Genomic DNA, 14,295 nt, shown 5'->3' on the forward strand with positions numbered 1-14,295 from the left:
CCGCACCCCCCGCCGGTCCCCGCGGACCGTACGGCGCCCCAACTCCGGCGCCTGGCGGTACCGGTGACCCGCGCCGTGCCCCGCGCCGCGCGAAGCGTCATGCGCGACGCACTCACCGAGGCCGCAGACGCCGGAATCACCGACCCCGACGCAGCCACCCAGCACATCGCCAGCGCCCTCATGGCGCACGGCTGGTACGTCACCGCCGAGCCCCCACCCCTGACCGCCCACCACCCCACGGAGCAGCCCCGATGACCAGCCAGACCACCACCGAACCGATCCGGTACGCCGCCTGGGCGGACGTCCCGGCCAACACGTTCATGACCAAGACGCAGCTGGCAGACCTCGACCTGCCCCGCAAGCCCGGCAGCGTCGCCGCGGTAGTCGACGGCTACGACTACCGCGACAAGAAGACCACCATCGAGCTGTACCGGATCAGCGAGTCAGCACCCTCGCCCGCGTCCGCCCGTACCCTGACCGCCGCCCGTGCCCGCACCGGCGGCCCCGACCCCCGCCGCTGCACCGACTGCGACGCCCGCCCCGAACTGTCCTGCCGCGCCTACCAAGACGGCGCACGGCGCTGCCAGACCTGCGCCCACATCCACCGCCTGCGCGTCCTGCAGCGCGGCGCCGCCGACGTCCGCGCACACGCCACACAGCGCGCCGCCGAGCTCCTCGCCGATGAGCGCCTGGCCGTCGTACACGTCGACCTCACCGACCGCGGCACCACCCCCTCCGGAACCCGCCGCTCCCCGTCCGCCGCGCGCCTGACCGCCCTCGACCACACCGGCAAGCTGCTGATCGAAACGCAGGTCCGGCTGGTCAGACCCCGCTCGGACGGCATCCCCGCCGGTGCCATCGCTCCTGCCGACGCCGCGCTGCCGCTACGAGCCGCCCTCGCAGACCGGAAGGTGCTGCGCTGGGGGTGGGACGCCCTCGGCCCGCTCACCGCCGCCCTGCGTACCGCCGGCTGGTCCGACGTCATCCCCCACGGCTACGGCAGCACCTACGACCTGCACCAGCTGACCGCGCAGTGGCGCGGCGACCTCGACCCCCGTACCACCCAGACACGGCCGGTCATCGAGCCCGGCCGCGCCGACCGAATGCTCTACCTCCTGCAGCAGATCGCCGCCACAGCGCCCACCTCGCAGGCCGGCGGAACCCCGATCGCGGGCAACGAATGACCCGCCGTCACACCCGCCCCGACCGGTACCGGTCGACCCCGGGTCACTACGCCGCGGTGATACTCGCCGGCCTCTCCACCATCTGCGTGGTGATCGGCACCGCCGCCGGCCCCCGCGCAGGCCTGACCGCGGCCGCGCTGCTCATCGGCCTGCCCTGCGCCGGCGGCGCGGTCCTGGCCGCGCTGTGCCTCGCCGCGGACGCCGTACGCACCGCACGCCACCGCCGCGCCTTCCACCGCGCAGGCCTCGACCAGATCGACCCCCGGTCCATCGCCGACCAGGCCCACACCCACCTCGCCCGCCGACTCGACCAGGAGGCATGACCATGCGCATCCGCGCCGCCGACGTCGACCAGGCCCTCGCCGACGCCGGCCACCAGGAGTCCGAGTACGACCCCGCCACCCAGACATGGGACCCCGGCTACCGCGCCTGGCAGCTCCACCCGCGCGCCGCCGCCCTCGTACACGACGGCCCCGGCCGGGACGACGGCCTGACCGCCTACACCGCGACCCTGCGCGCCGCCGGCTACCACGTCCTCGAGGACGAACCGCTGGACGACCTGCGCCGCCTGATCGTGACCCGCCCCTGATGAACACCACCGCCGAAACCGACGCGGCCGAGGTGCGGTGCCTCACCTGCCACCGCCCACTCGACAAGCCGCTCTCCCGTGCCCTCGGCCGCGGCCCCGTCTGCCAAGCCGGCATCGACCACATCGCACACCGCGGCTACCGCCACCGCCCGCCCACCGGCGACCAGCTCGCCCTCGACCTCGACCTGACCACCACCCCGAAAGGCTGACCCATGGCCACCACCGGCACCGGCCGCGGCGCCGTCACCGACGCGCACACCGGATGGCACTGCACCAACGGCGCATCACTGCTCGCCCGCATCACCGGCCCCGGCCTCGGCCGCCTGCCCGCCGAGCACGGCGTCATCTACGTCTGCGCCGACCACCAGGTCCAGGCCGAGGCCCGCATCACCACCGCCGGCCACCAGCCGGCCACCGACCCCGCCCCGCCCGGGCACCGCCACGACCCGTGGCCCTGCGGCCACATCACCACCCATGGCGAGACCGGCCCCCACCTCGCCGACGCCCTCACCACCCCCGTCACGGTCCACTTCGTACGGACCGTCCCGAGCCCGGAGACCATCACCGCAGCCCTGACCGGCCTCATCCCCCGCGCCCTGCCCGACCACATGACCGCCGTCCTCATCGAGACGGCACCGGACGGCGCCCGGCACACCTGGAACGGCAGCCTCGCAGGCCTGGCCCAGCGCATCCACACCGCCATCTCGCACACCACGGAGCGCTGACCATGGCCACCACCGACATCCCGGGCCGCGTCCAAGCCGCCGCCGACACACTGCGCCATCTCGCGCTCGCCGCGACCCCGGGCTCCTGGACCGCCCTACCCGTCGCGTACGACGCCGGGAAGCAGACGGTATGGGAGGTCCAGGCCACAGCGACCCGAGGCGTCGTAGAGGACGTCGTCACCCACCAGTCCGGATGCGGCGGCGGCATCGAGCACGAGCCCGACGCCCGCTGGATCACCGCCCTGCAACCGAACCACGGACTGCTCCTGGCCGACTACCTTCACAGCCTCGCCGCACGCCTGCGCATGGTCCAGGCCGCCGGCATCGTGCTCGACGAGAACGCCGACCTCGGCATGCTCGCCCTGGTCGACGCCCTCACCTCCGAGCAGGCCTGACCGTGCGCATCGTCATCGAGTCCACCCGGCCGGCTGAGGAGATCGCCGCCGAGCCCGCGACCCTCGCCCGGCTCCGGCTGCTCCTCGATCGCGCCCGGACCGCCCCGCACAACCCCGGCCGAGTGCTACCCGGCGGCCTCCTCGCCCTGCCCCTCATACCGGACACCGCCATCCCCCCGCTGACCGTCCACCTCCGCCCGCACCCCCCGATGGGACCGACCTCATGACCCCTCAGCCGTCCGCCGGCGACCTGGAGCAGCTGCGCGACCAGCTGCGCGCCGAGATCCGCGAGGCCCGCGAGACCCTGAAAGACCTCCGCCGCGAAATTCGCGATGCCCGCACACTGGTCCCGCTGCTCACCGACGAGCTGTTCGAGGCCGAGGTGAAGAAGCAGGTGGGGGAGCTGGGCCGGGTCACCGAGAAGGCCATGGACGACGCCGTCGCTCGGGTCTTCGCGAAGTTCGACAAGGTCCAGGCTCTGCTCATGGGTGAGGACCCGCACTCCCGGCGCAGGGGCCGGCCGAGCATCCCCGACCTGCTGGCCGGCGCCCGCCAGGTCGACTCCGCGCGGCCGGGGGCAGACCGACCGTGAGCCAGTGCCCCATCTGCCGCCACGAACTGCCGGTCGGCGAAGTCGAGTTGTACGCCTGCCGGGCCTGCGAGTACCGCCTGGCCTACGTCCTGCAGCAGCTCGTTGCCGAGATCCCCCTGCTGCACGCCCAGCTCGCCCCGTACCGCTCCCCGAGCCTGGGCAGCATCCACGGCGGCCGCGCCGCGCATGCCCCGCTGCCCGTGGACGCCCGCGTCCTGGACCTGCTCGCCACCCGGTGGATCCCCGACCCCGGCGGCGACGACGCCGGCGGCATCCCGATCGGGCCGCTGCTGGTTGGGTGGTGCTCCCTGCTCGCCGCGGACTACCCGGCCGTCTCGCGCCGGGCCGGCACCTGGTACATCGAGCCCGGCACCGAACCCTGGCCGGCCGCCGGCGGCATCCCCGGCTGGGCCGCCTGGCTGCGCCGCTACATCCCCTACGCCGCAACCTGGCGACACGCACCCGACCTCTGGGCCGACCTCGAGGACGCCCTCGCCCGCGTCCGCGCCATCACCGGCACCCAGCCCCGCACCCGCCCCCGCTGGGCGCCCTGCCCGCGCTGCGACGCCTACGCCCTCACCCGCACCGATGGCCACTGGCACATCCGCTGCCAAGCCTGCGGCCATCGCATGGACTCCGACGCCTACAACGCGCACGCCACCGAAACCGCCGCCCGCGCCACCGCACCGGCGCATCCCAAAACCGCTACCGGAGAAGCAGCATGACCACCGGCGCACCCGCGCCATACCGCGCCGGCGCACCTGCGCCATACCGCGCAGAGGTGCACCGCCTCGCAGGCCAGGGCCACAGCGGGCGCGCCATCGCGCGCCAACTCGACATTCCCGAAACCACGGTGCGCCGGTGGCTCAGCGCGGCCCGCACCGCACCCACAACGGCGCACGCCGCACCCTGCAACACAACTGCGACACATACCGCGCCGCACAAGGCGCGGAACGTCGAGGCCTTGTCACTGCCACTCCACCCGGACCTGTCCGACGACCTCGCCGTCCTCGCTGGGGCTGGCCTGGGCGAGGACGCCGCCGCAGCCACCGCCGCGGTGCGCCTGCTCGCCGATGCCTACCGGGCCGCCTGGGAGTACGGAGACCTCCCCTACGGCGCCCCCGGCCGCGTCCAGATCACGACCCGCATCACCACCCACGGCTGACCTGCCGCACCCCCCTGCCGCAATGCCTCTGATCGCATCACTTGCGGCCTGCCGGACCTGTGCCGACGGGCCGCACCCGGGTTTCGGCTGCGCCAGCGGCCCGTCCTGGGCTATCTGTTGAGCGTGAGATCTCGCTTGAGACGCCTGTTCAGGCACCGTGACGGTGACCAGCGCTTATGGCCAGTCGGTCCAGTCCTGGCCGCCAGTTTCGCCGTCGCCCTCGCCACAGCAGCCAGCGTCTTCTACACCGCCTGGAAACTCCTCGGCGCCCACGGGCTCAAACACGAACCACGCCTCGACTCCGACACCCTGTTCGACCTCGTCAAACTGTCCTTCGGCGTCGTCGCTGGCGCCGGTGCGCTGGTTGCCCTGATCGTCTCCTACCGCAAACAGCGGGTTGATGAAGCCGCCGGCGACCGGGATCGAACGCGCCTATACGACGAACGCTTCACCACCGCCAGCAACCAGCTCGGCGACAACAGCGCCGCCGTCCGCCTCGCAGCCGTACACACCCTGGCCCGCCTCGCCGACGACGCCCGCGAACTCCGCCAAACCTGCATAGACATCCTCTGCGCCTACCTTCGCCTCCCCTACACCCCCGAGACAGACATCCCTCCAGACGACCGACCCGCCCATCACCAGTACAGCGCCGACCGCGAAGTACGACACACCACCATCCGCCTCATCCGCGACCACCTACGCCCCACACCAGACAGTGACCAACCCCACTGGCACGGCCACACCTTCGACTTCACCGGCGTCGCATTCGACGGCGGCGACTTCAGTAGGGCACGGTTCACCGGCGGCACCGTGTCTTTCACCGGGACACGGTTCACCGGCGGCACCGTCGACTTCACCGCGGCGCAGTTCACCGGCGGCACCGTCGACTTCACCGGGGCACGGTTCACCGGCGGCACCGTCGACTTCACCGCGGCGCAGTTCGCCAGCGACAACGTCACCTTCGTCGCGTCACGGTTCGAAGGCGGCACAGTCAACTTCGCTGCTGCGCAGTTCGAAGGCAGCACCACCAAGTTCAGAATGGCGCGGTTCGAAGCCGGAACAGTGCACTTCGGCGCACACTTCACTGGCGGCACAGTCGACTTCAGAAATGCGCAGTTCGAAGGCGGCCTAGTCGCTTTCAGCGCGGCCCGGTTTACCTGTGCCGTCGATTTCACCGCAGCGCTGTTCCAAGGCGGCAGAGTCCTCTTCAGCCCGCTCCAGATCAACGGCGCCACCCTCAACTTCACCGCGGCGCAGTTTACGGGCAGCCACACCAACTTCACCGGGGTGCGGTTCGAAGGCGGCACAGTCCACTTCGGCGCACACTTCGCCAACGCAATAGTCGACTTCACCAGGGCGCAGTTCGAAGGCAGCACAGTCAACTTCACTGCTGCGCAGTTCGAAGGCAGCACCCTTGACTTCAGGCACTCGCAAGGGGTGCGGCCGGACGGCTTGATCGAGCCGGGAGGTTCGGTTCCTCTAGGGGTGAAGTTGCCTCCGTTGTGGCAGCTCGCGCCCTGAAGTGCCGACTCCTATTACCGCTGTCCACCACCTGCTGCCGCACGAGGACTGGCTGCAGCATCGGGCCGACTGACGCTGCCACACCCCGATCGCGCCCGGGCAGCCCGCAGGCAGCCTTGTCGGCGGACTGTCACCGCGGCCATAAGCACGGCCAGCCAGGCTGACACCGCTCCGCCTCCAGCGGAAAAATGGTTGGTGTACGCAACGACTCGCTCGCAACCGCGCATGCGACCCGCGACCCGCAACCAGGAGGCCGACGATGCCCGACTGGACACTGCACCAAGGCGACGCCCTCACCATCCTGCCCACCCTCCCGGCCGGCCTGGTCGACGCCGTCGTCATGGACCCGCCCTACAACTCCGGCGGCCGCACCAACACCGCCCGCCGCTCCCAGAGCGCCCGCGACAAGTACGTCAGCGGCGACGCCACCCACCTGCTGCCGGACTTCGGCGGCGACAACCGCGACCAGCGCGCCTACACCTACTGGCTCACCGTGATCATGGCCCTGGCCCTCAAGACCGCCCGCCCCGGCGCCGCCGCCCTGGTCTTCAGCGACTGGGCGCAGCTCCCGGCCACGTCCGACGCTCTGCAGGCCGGCGGCTGGACCTGGCGCGGCATCGTGCCCTGGCACAAGCCCATCAGCCGCCCGGTCAAGGACGGCTTCCGCCGCGAGTGCGAATACGTCCTGTGGGGCAGCAACGGCGAACCCGCCAGGCACGCCCCGACCGTGTACCTGCCCGGCTGGCTGGAAGGCTCCCAGCCCCGCGGCAAAACCCGCGTGCACATCACCCAGAAGCCCGTCAGCATCATGCGGCAGCTCGTCCGCATCGCCCCCGCCGGCGGAATCATCCTCGACCCGTTCGCCGGCTCCGGCACCACCGGCGTCGCCGCCCTCACCGAAGGCCGCGCCTTCATCGGCATCGAGGACTCCGCCACCATCGCCGCCAGCGCCCGCGAACGCCTCACCGCAGCAGCCTGACCAGCCATCACACCCTGCTGCCACACCGCACCGGATCGCACACCGCGGCCCGCCGGCACCCGCTGCCGGCAGGCCACCACCAGCGCTAGACAATGATCATGAAGTAGCGCATACTCCGTGTCAGCACCACACGTATGCCCACCGACCCCCGCTGAGCGGGGGTTCGTGCATTTCGGGGGGTGACCGTGACCGTCTGGCTCACCGCCCACCAAGCCGCCCAGCATGCCACCCAGGCCCGGCGCGCACTGTCCGCCGGCGCCGCCGAGGTCACCGTCACCACCGTCTACAGCTGGGCACAGCGCGGCCACCTCACCCACACCGGCATGGACGACGACGGCCACCGCCTCTACACCCTCGCCGACGTCGCCCGCGCCGAGCGCGCCACACGCGCCCGCGCCCTCCGGCTGGTCGGCATCGGCCAGCGCCCCTGAGCTACCCCTGCGCCGTACCGGGAGCCGCGCCCCGGACCGCTGTCCCGCGCCACCCAGGCGCGGGACAGCGGCACCCACCCCACCGCGAAGGAGACCCCGTGCCCGACAGCACACACCTCGGCCCCATCGCATACAGCGCGTACGGCCAGGTCACCGGATTCCGGACCTACGACGGCAGGCCGATGCCCGCGTGGGAAGCGCTCGGCGACACCATCCAGGCCGCCTGGCACGCGGCGGCCGAGGCGATCACCACCCACCATGCCGACGCCGCGCAGGAGGCAGACGTGAACAGCGACCACGAGCAGCCCACCACCCAGACCGCTGGCGGGCAGACGCCGAGCCAGGGCCAGATCGTCCTGGTCGGAATCGATCCGCTGAACAACAACGGCTGCCCGACCGCGCCCGCGATCATCACCCAGACGTGGCCCAGCGGCCTGGTCAACGTCCGGATCATGCCGGACGGCGACTTCCCCACCAAGCGCGCCACGTCCCTGTCCTACGTCGGCACCGTGGCCGAACTCGCCCCGGGCCGCTGGACCTGGCCGCCCCGCGCCTGACCGCCCCGCCCGGTCACAGGCTGGTCACAACCACCTCCCACCGGCCCAACCATCGCCACTCTGGGCGGATGCACCCACATCGCACCCCCTTAGCCGTCGCAGCCGGCGCCGTACTGCTGCTCGCTCTCACCGCCTGCAGCGGGGCCGACGCCAGCGCCAGCGATCCGGCACCCGCCCACCGAGCGACGACCCACCGGGCAGCAGCGGCCACCGCCGCGCCCACCAAGACCGTCGGCAAGTACGACCAGACGTGGACCAAGGGCTACGCGGACACCCCGTGCTCGGACTTCCTCACCACCATGACCGACCACGAACGGTGGGTCACCGCCGCCGACATGCTCACCAACCTGCGCCAGGTCGACGGCGGCGACGGCCTGCCCGACGACTCCGAGGTCGACCGGTTCCAGACCGACATGGCCACCGCCTGCGAGGGCGGAAGCACCGTGAAGATCACCGACATCGGGACCTCGGTCTACCTGATCGACCCCACGTACAAGCCCTGACCTGCCGACGGGAAGGGGGCGCGGCTGTGCCCACCCGCCGCTCCCTGCACGTCTGCTCACGTCCAGGCTGCCCCAACCTCACCGACACCGGCCGCTGCACCACCTGCCGCGCCGCCGCCGAGAAGGCCCGGGGCAGCCCACGACAGCGCGGCTACGACCAGGCCCACGAGAGCCGGTTCCGCGCGCCTGTCCTGGCACGCGACACGGTGTGCGTGCTGTGCGGCGAACAGCCGGCCCGGCACGCGGACCACTGGCCGCACGACCGCCGCGAGCTGGTGCGCCGCGGCCTCGACCCCAACGACCCGCGCTACGGCCGCGGCCTGTGCGGTCCCTGCCACAGCAAGCACACAGCGGCTGAGCAGCCCGGAGGCTGGCACAGATGACGATCATCAGCAGAAGGCAGCTCCTGCTGATCGCCCAGGCCGCCGAGGCATGACCGCCCTGCGGAACGCCGCCTTCGACCACACCACGCCCCTTCCGCCGGCCACCGTCGAGATCGTGCCGGGTGTCGCAGCCCTCGCGGTGACCGGCGACAAAGGGCTGAGCACGGGCTTCTACGCGCTGGTCATCCCGGTGGCCGCGGACGCGGCCCGGCCCAGTCCCGTCACACTCCGTCACCGCACCCCAGGGGGGGACCCCTTCCGGCGGTGAGCGCACGGACCGACGGGGAGGGACATAAAGATCTGTACGGGTCTGGGAGTCCGCCACCCCCTTGCCTGATGATCACCCGCAACCCTCAGTGACGAGGCCCGGCCGCAACGGACTGGCCCTGACGTGCCGAAACGGCGCGAGGAGATGATCACTATGGGCGGAATGGGGCCTGCCCCGAAGCCGGCGGGACAGCGCGCGAGGCGAAACGCCACCGTCGCGATGACCCGCCTGCCCGCTGGCGGCCGCAAGGGCCGCGCCCCGATCTGGCCGCTGATCGATGACGTGCGGAAAGCCGCTCTGCTGGACGTCAACGAGGGAGTCGTGCTGCGACTTCTCGCGGAGCTGGAGGACTCCGAGCTGTACGGGGCCGCGCGGGTGTCGAAAGAGCGGAAACTGGCGGCTGCGGAGCTGGAAGTGGCTGTTCTGACGCGTCAGATCGCCGCCCAGCGCGGTCTGGAGACCAAGCTGTGGCGCGAGGTCTGGAAGACGCCGCAGGCCTTCGCATGGGAGCGCCTGGGCTGGACCCGGGAGGTCGCGCAGTACGTCCGCTGGAAGGTTCTGGCGGAGCTGGGCGACATGGACGCGGCTAAGGAGGCCCGGCAGCTGTCGGACCGCCTGGGGCTGACGCCGCTGGCTCTGCTGCGGCTGCGTTGGGAGGTCGTGCCGGATGAGGATCTGGCCGAGCGGCAGCGGCCGCAGCCGGTGGCACCGCCCGCTCCGGCGGCGGCGCAGCCGGCGGATCCCCGCTCGATCCTGCACGCGGTGTAGGCCCCGGTGGGCCTGCTCATCGTCCCGGGTGCGGACGCCGAGCCCTGGCCCACGCTCGGCGGGCAGGTCTGCCAGCTGCTGGAGACGTACTGCGTGCACGGCCCCGGCGACCTGCGCGGGCGGCAGTACACGCTGGACGACGAGAAGCGCGCGCTGATCTACCGCTGGTACGAGGTGTATCCGCAAGGGCACCCGCGCGCCGGCAAGCGGCGCTTCAAGCGGGCCGGCCTGTCGGTCCGCAAGGGCACCGCCAAGACCGAGCTGGCCGCCGCGGTGGGGTTCGCCGAGCTGCACCCCGAGGGGCCGGTGCGGTGCGACGGGTTCGACGCGTACGGGCAGCCGGTCGGCCGGCCGGTCACCGACCCGTACATCCCGATGGTGGCGTACACCGAGGAGCAGACCGAGGAGCTGGCGTACGGCGCACTGTTCGTGATGTGCACCGAGGGTCCGGACGCCGACCTGTTCGATGCCGGCCTGGACCGCAATCCTGCGGGGCGAGGGCGGCGGCAAGGCCGAGGCCATGGCCAGCTCGCCGAACAGCAACGATGGCGCCAGGACGACGTTCCAGCACTTCGACGAGACGCACCGCTTCATCCTGCCGAGGTTGAAGGCGTCCCATCAGACGATGCTGGCGAACATCCCCAAGCGGACCCTGGCTGACCCGTGGTCGCTGGAGACGACCACGACGTACACGCCCGGCGAGGCGTCGGTGGCCGAGGGCACGCACGAGTTCGCCGAGCTGATCGACAAGGGCAAGGTCACCGAGCGGACGTTCTTCTTCTTCCACCGCGAGGCCACGCCCCGCACGGACGAGGACCTGGCCGACCCCGAGCAGATCCGCGCGGCGGTCCGCGAGGCGTCCGGCCCGGCGATCGCCAGCTGGCCCGACTTCGAGGGCCAGGTCGACTCGATCGTCTCGCTCTACAACCAGCCCGACACCGACAAGTCGTACTGGGAGCGGGTGTGGCTCAACCGCCGGGTGGTCGCCGGCCGCCAGGCGTTCGACATCAAGCGGTGGGAGCTGCTGGCCCGGCCGGACTTCACCGTGCCGGACGGCGACGCGATCACGATCGGCTTCGACGGGGCGCAGTTCCGCGACGCCACCGCGCTGATCGCCACCCACATCGAGACCGGGTACCAGTGGCCGCTGGGCATCTGGGAGTGCCCGCCGAACGCGGTGGACTGGGAGTGCCCGGAATACGAGGTGTACGACGCGCTGAAAACGGCCATGAACCGCTGGCGGGTGTGGCGGGTGTACGCGGACCCGCCGTACTGGGACGGCATGATCAACCACTGGGTCGGCCGGTGGGGGCAGGACAAGGTCCAGGAGTGGTGGACCAACCGGCCCAAGGCCATGGCGTACAGCCTGGCCGCGTACAAGCGGGCGATGACCGCCGGCGACGTCACCCACAGCGGCGACCTGGTGCTCCGGCAGCACATCGCCAACGCGAGGCGCAGGCAGCTGCGGATGCTGGACGACCAGGGCCAGCCGCTGTGGGTCATCGAGAAGGAACGCCACGACTCCCCGTTCAAGATCGACGGGGCGATGGCGGGATGCCTGTCCTGGGAGGCCCGCAGCGACGCGATCGCTGCCGGCGTCACCCGCAAACGCCCCGGCGGAATGGTGGTGATGTGAATGGCCTCGGCCATGGACGACCTGTCCGATCAGGACTGGGCGGCGTACCTCTCGCGCGCCCACGACGCCGAACTGCCGCAGCTGCAGGAGTTGAACGCCTATTACGAGGGCGAGCAGCCCCTGAAATACCTGCATCCCGAGCTGGAGAAAGAACTCGGCGAGCAGATGACCCAGCTGATCATCAACTGGCCGAGGCTGGTCGTCGACTCGGTCGAGGAACGGATGGACGTCGAGGGGTTCCGTCACCCTGAGACCGAAGAGGGGGACAAGGAACTCTGGCGGATCTGGCGGGCCAACGGCCTGCACGTGACGTCGCAGCAGGCCCACGTGGACGGCCTGGTGATGAAGCGCGGATTCCTGGCGCTCGGTACCAACGAGACGGACGCGACCACCCCGCGGGTCACCGCCGAGTCCCCGCTGCAGATGTACGCGGACTTCGACCCGGCGACCCGCGAGGTCCGAGCGGCCCTCAAGCGGTACAACGACGTCGACCCGCTCACGGGCACGCTTCTGGCCCGGCACGCCACCTTGTACCGGCCCGGCAAGACGGTTTTCTTCGATTCGGGCGCCCCGGGCACCTGGAAGGAGACCGACCGGGACGAGCACGGCATCGAGGAGCCCCTGGTGGTCGTGCTGCCCAACCGGGCGCGGCTGCTGTTGCCCGGCGGGGTGACCGAACTCGCCGACGTCCTGCCGATCTCCGACGCCGCGTGCAAGATCGGCACGGACATGATGGTCGGCTCCGAGTTCCACGCGATGCCCAGGCGCTGGGCGCTGGGGTTCGACAAGGACGACTTCGTTGACAGGGACGGCAAGCCGCTATCGGTCTGGTCCCGGCTGGCCGGCCGGATCTGGGCGACCGCCCGCACCCGCAAGGAAGACGGCGCGGAGGTCGGCCAGTTCCCGGAATCGGACTTGAAGAATTTCCACAGCACGATCGAGCTGCTGGCTCGGATCGTCGCCAGCCTCGGTGCGCTGCCGCCCAACTACCTGGGGCTGCTCGCCGACGACGCCGCCAGCGCCGACGCGATCCGCTCGCGGGAGGCCCGGCTGGTCAAGCGCGCCGAGCGCAAGCAGCTGCCCCTCGACGGCGGGTACGGGCGGATGAACCGGCTCGTGGGCCGCCTGCGTGACGGCGGCTGGGATCCGGCGCTGGCGCAGATCGAGACCATGTGGCGGGATCCGGCGACACCCACGTACGCGCAGAAGGCGGACGCCGTGGTCAAGCTGCACTCGGCGGGTCTGCTGCCGACCGAGCAGGCGTGGGAGGACCTGGGCTACACCGACGCCCAGCGGCAGCGGATGCGGCAGATGATGGACGACCAGGCCACCCGATTGTCCATGGCGGACCTGCACGCCCTCACCATGGCGCCGCCCACTCCCACACCCGACCCGAACCCGCCCGCCCCGCAGCCGGCCCTGCCGGCGGCGGCGTGAGGTGAGTGCCGGGATTCCCGTCCAGGAGCACGCCCAGGTCGTCGCCGCGTACGGCACCGCCCAGCGCCGTGCGGCCGCGGTCACCGAGGCCCAGGCCGCCGCCTGGTGGGGCAGGCTCGACACCGCGGACCTGACCGGGTCGTGGCTGCGCGCGGTCGGGCCGGCCCTGATCCGGCTGCTGACCGCCGGCCAGCTCCTCGCGGCGACGCCGGCGCAGCGGTTCGTGGAGACGATGGTCATAGCGGACGGCCTGGTGAACCACTACGACCACGGTGCGACCCGGCTGCTGCCGCGGGCTGTCGCCGGCACCGCCGCTGACGGCCGGCCTCTGGACAGCCTGCTCTACCAGCCGGTCATCCACACCAAGACGCTGCTGGCCTCGGGGTCGACACTTCCCGAGGCGATGATGTCCGGCCAGCTGCACCTGCGGCGCATCATCAGCTCGGAGGTCGCCGACGCCGGCCGCGGTGCGTTCAGCGTCGCGACCGTCGCCAACCGGACCATCACCGGCTTCGTACGGACCATCCGCGCCGGCGCGTGCTCACGGTGCGCAATCCTCGCCGGCAGGTGGTACCGGTGGGACGCCGACTTCGACCGGCACAAGCGCTGCCAGTGCTACGGCGTGCCGTCGACCAGGTCCCGCCCGGGCCGGCTGACCGATCCCATGCGGTTCTTCCACGGCCTGGACAGGGCCGAGCAGGACCGGCGCTTCGGGGCCGGAGGCGCCCGGGCCATCCGCGACGGAGGCAATATCTACTCGGTCGTCAACGCCGCCCGGTCGACCACCACCCTGGACGCCTACGGGCAGCGGGTGGTGGCCACGCTGGAGGGCACCACCCGACGCGGATCCTTCTACCGGCAGATGCTCCGCGAGGCCGAGCAGAAGACCGGCACCCGCTTCGCCCGGGACCGCATCGAGCTGCAGCAGGGCCTGCCGAAGTTCGAGCTGCGGACACCGCGGCTGGTGCCGGCCGAGATCTACCGCCTGGCCGCAGGCGACCGCAGTGAGGCGATCCGCCTGCTGCGGCGCTTCGGCTACATGACCTGACCGGGCCGAAACGGCATCCGGTCGCCACCCCAGCCCGAAACGGGAGTCCACCCATGGCCACACCCCCCGAGCCGACCCCTGCCCCGACACCGGCAGTACCGCCCGCCCCGGCGC

The 14,295-nt window shown here is 71.7% G+C and carries 23 protein-coding genes and 1 pseudogene; all 24 read left to right on the forward strand.

Translation table 11 applies throughout. From position 1 onward, the window contains the following. On the forward strand, positions 1–255 hold a 255-nt coding region (locus V7E46_RS27825), incomplete at its 5' end, for a hypothetical protein (protein WP_333770992.1). Next, positions 252–1,184 (forward strand): hypothetical protein, encoded by a 933-nt coding sequence (locus V7E46_RS27830; protein WP_333770993.1) that lies wholly within the window; start codon positions 252–254, stop codon positions 1,182–1,184. The genes V7E46_RS27825 and V7E46_RS27830, both read left to right, overlap by 4 nt. Positions 1,185–1,240: 56 nt before the next feature. Further along, the gene (locus V7E46_RS27835) at positions 1,241–1,507 is read left to right on the forward strand and encodes a hypothetical protein (RefSeq protein ID WP_333770994.1); all 267 of its coding nucleotides are present in this window, start codon (positions 1,241–1,243) and stop codon (positions 1,505–1,507) included. After that, a complete protein-coding gene (locus tag V7E46_RS27840; RefSeq protein WP_333770995.1) occupies positions 1,504–1,773 on the forward strand; it encodes a hypothetical protein in 270 nt (89 codons plus the stop codon). The genes V7E46_RS27835 and V7E46_RS27840 overlap by 4 nt, the downstream gene beginning before the upstream one ends. Continuing rightward, positions 1,773–1,982 carry a DUF6011 domain-containing protein gene (locus V7E46_RS27845; protein WP_333770996.1) on the forward strand — a complete coding sequence of 70 codons (210 nt, stop codon included), beginning with the start codon at positions 1,773–1,775 and terminating at the stop codon, positions 1,980–1,982. The genes V7E46_RS27840 and V7E46_RS27845 overlap by 1 nt, the downstream gene beginning before the upstream one ends. 3 nt (positions 1,983–1,985) lie before the next feature. After that, positions 1,986–2,498, forward strand: coding sequence for a hypothetical protein (locus V7E46_RS27850; protein ID WP_333770997.1), 513 nt, complete (start codon positions 1,986–1,988; stop codon positions 2,496–2,498). A gap of 2 nt (positions 2,499–2,500) precedes the next feature. Further along, entirely contained in the window at positions 2,501–2,893 is a 393-nt protein-coding gene (locus V7E46_RS27855) for a hypothetical protein (protein WP_333770998.1), read from the forward strand. A gap of 2 nt (positions 2,894–2,895) precedes the next feature. Beyond that, complete coding sequence (locus V7E46_RS27860; RefSeq protein WP_333770999.1) at positions 2,896–3,120, forward strand: hypothetical protein; 225 nt, start codon at positions 2,896–2,898, stop codon at positions 3,118–3,120. Next, complete coding sequence (locus tag V7E46_RS27865; RefSeq protein WP_333771001.1) at positions 3,117–3,485, forward strand: hypothetical protein; 369 nt, start codon at positions 3,117–3,119, stop codon at positions 3,483–3,485. Before V7E46_RS27860 ends, V7E46_RS27865 begins: the two co-directional genes overlap by 4 nt. After that, positions 3,482–4,210 (forward strand): hypothetical protein, encoded by a 729-nt coding sequence (locus V7E46_RS27870; RefSeq protein WP_333771002.1) that lies wholly within the window; start codon positions 3,482–3,484, stop codon positions 4,208–4,210. Before V7E46_RS27865 ends, V7E46_RS27870 begins: the two co-directional genes overlap by 4 nt. Further along, positions 4,207–4,347: pseudogene (locus V7E46_RS34000) on the forward strand (hypothetical protein); the annotation flags it as partial. The gene V7E46_RS27870 and the pseudogene V7E46_RS34000, both read left to right, overlap by 4 nt. Positions 4,348–4,449: 102 nt before the next feature. After that, positions 4,450–4,650 carry a hypothetical protein gene (locus V7E46_RS27875; RefSeq protein ID WP_333771003.1) on the forward strand — a complete coding sequence of 67 codons (201 nt, stop codon included), beginning with the start codon at positions 4,450–4,452 and terminating at the stop codon, positions 4,648–4,650. Between the two features lie 135 nt (positions 4,651–4,785). Next, complete coding sequence (locus tag V7E46_RS27880; RefSeq protein ID WP_333771004.1) at positions 4,786–6,171, forward strand: pentapeptide repeat-containing protein; 1,386 nt, start codon at positions 4,786–4,788, stop codon at positions 6,169–6,171. A gap of 259 nt (positions 6,172–6,430) precedes the next feature. Further along, positions 6,431–7,150: a DNA-methyltransferase gene (locus V7E46_RS27885; RefSeq protein ID WP_333771005.1), complete on the forward strand. Its 720-nt coding sequence runs from the start codon at positions 6,431–6,433 to the stop codon at positions 7,148–7,150. 179 nt (positions 7,151–7,329) lie between these two features. After that, positions 7,330–7,581 carry a MerR family transcriptional regulator gene (locus V7E46_RS27890; protein WP_333771006.1) on the forward strand — a complete coding sequence of 84 codons (252 nt, stop codon included), beginning with the start codon at positions 7,330–7,332 and terminating at the stop codon, positions 7,579–7,581. Positions 7,582–7,679: 98 nt separating this feature from the next. Next, complete coding sequence (locus tag V7E46_RS27895; protein WP_333771007.1) at positions 7,680–8,138, forward strand: hypothetical protein; 459 nt, start codon at positions 7,680–7,682, stop codon at positions 8,136–8,138. Positions 8,139–8,206: 68 nt separating this feature from the next. Next, complete coding sequence (locus V7E46_RS27900) at positions 8,207–8,641, forward strand: hypothetical protein (RefSeq protein ID WP_333771008.1); 435 nt, start codon at positions 8,207–8,209, stop codon at positions 8,639–8,641. Positions 8,642–8,667: 26 nt separating this feature from the next. Then, positions 8,668–9,024 (forward strand): holin, encoded by a 357-nt coding sequence (locus tag V7E46_RS27905; RefSeq protein WP_333771009.1) that lies wholly within the window; start codon positions 8,668–8,670, stop codon positions 9,022–9,024. 49 nt (positions 9,025–9,073) lie between these two features. Beyond that, positions 9,074–9,292 carry a hypothetical protein gene (locus V7E46_RS27910; protein WP_333771010.1) on the forward strand — a complete coding sequence of 73 codons (219 nt, stop codon included), beginning with the start codon at positions 9,074–9,076 and terminating at the stop codon, positions 9,290–9,292. Between the two features lie 219 nt (positions 9,293–9,511). Continuing rightward, entirely contained in the window at positions 9,512–10,060 is a 549-nt protein-coding gene (locus V7E46_RS27915; RefSeq protein ID WP_333771011.1) for a hypothetical protein, read from the forward strand. A gap of 6 nt (positions 10,061–10,066) precedes the next feature. Beyond that, complete coding sequence (locus V7E46_RS27920; RefSeq protein WP_333771012.1) at positions 10,067–10,720, forward strand: hypothetical protein; 654 nt, start codon at positions 10,067–10,069, stop codon at positions 10,718–10,720. Next, a complete protein-coding gene (locus V7E46_RS27925; protein WP_333771013.1) occupies positions 10,686–11,696 on the forward strand; it encodes a hypothetical protein in 1,011 nt (336 codons plus the stop codon). The genes V7E46_RS27920 and V7E46_RS27925 overlap by 35 nt, the downstream gene beginning before the upstream one ends. Continuing rightward, positions 11,697–13,133 (forward strand): phage portal protein, encoded by a 1,437-nt coding sequence (locus tag V7E46_RS27930; RefSeq protein WP_333771014.1) that lies wholly within the window; start codon positions 11,697–11,699, stop codon positions 13,131–13,133. It abuts the gene before it with no gap. A gap of 1 nt (position 13,134) precedes the next feature. Beyond that, positions 13,135–14,181, forward strand: a complete 1,047-nt coding sequence (locus tag V7E46_RS27935) for a hypothetical protein (protein ID WP_333771015.1) — start codon at positions 13,135–13,137, stop codon at positions 14,179–14,181. Positions 14,182–14,295 lie beyond the last annotated feature (114 nt).

The sequence above is a fragment of the Streptomyces sp. IBSBF 2435 genome (genome assembly GCF_036815005.1).
Taxonomy (GTDB): domain Bacteria; phylum Actinomycetota; class Actinomycetes; order Streptomycetales; family Streptomycetaceae; genus Actinacidiphila.